The 315-nt window shown below is 42.2% G+C and carries 1 protein-coding gene; it reads left to right on the top strand.

Going from position 1 to position 315, the window contains the following annotated elements; all coding sequences use genetic code 11:
* A partial coding sequence (locus EZH24_RS14605; RefSeq protein ID WP_161976213.1) for a hypothetical protein occupies window positions 1-315 on the top strand: 315 nt, incomplete at both ends.

Raw genomic sequence — 315 nt, 5'->3', positions numbered from 1 at the left:
CGGGAGGAGGAAGCGGAGGAGTAGATTTAGGCTCGATACCTACCGCATCGGGAACGGAAGCTACCACAAGCGATTTATCGGCGTATAACAATAAAACTTATACGGGAACAATCGGAAGTGGCGTTACAAGAAAATCTTATTCTTCAAATCCGCAAGAATTTGGAGAAGAATTTTCATTGGAAGCAAGCGGAGGTTTGGCGTTTGTAACTATAACCGATAACAAAATCAATTATAGCGGAGCAAGTGTTGGCGCTCAAATCCAAATATATAAATCCGCAGACGGTAATAGTTATATAGCAAGCGAGGATACGGATT

It is taken from the genome of Brachyspira catarrhinii, assembly GCF_005518285.1.
Classification (GTDB): domain Bacteria; phylum Spirochaetota; class Brachyspiria; order Brachyspirales; family Brachyspiraceae; genus Brachyspira; species Brachyspira catarrhinii.
Note: the sequence above shows the minus strand (reverse complement) of the source record. Positions and strands in the feature narration are given on the sequence as shown.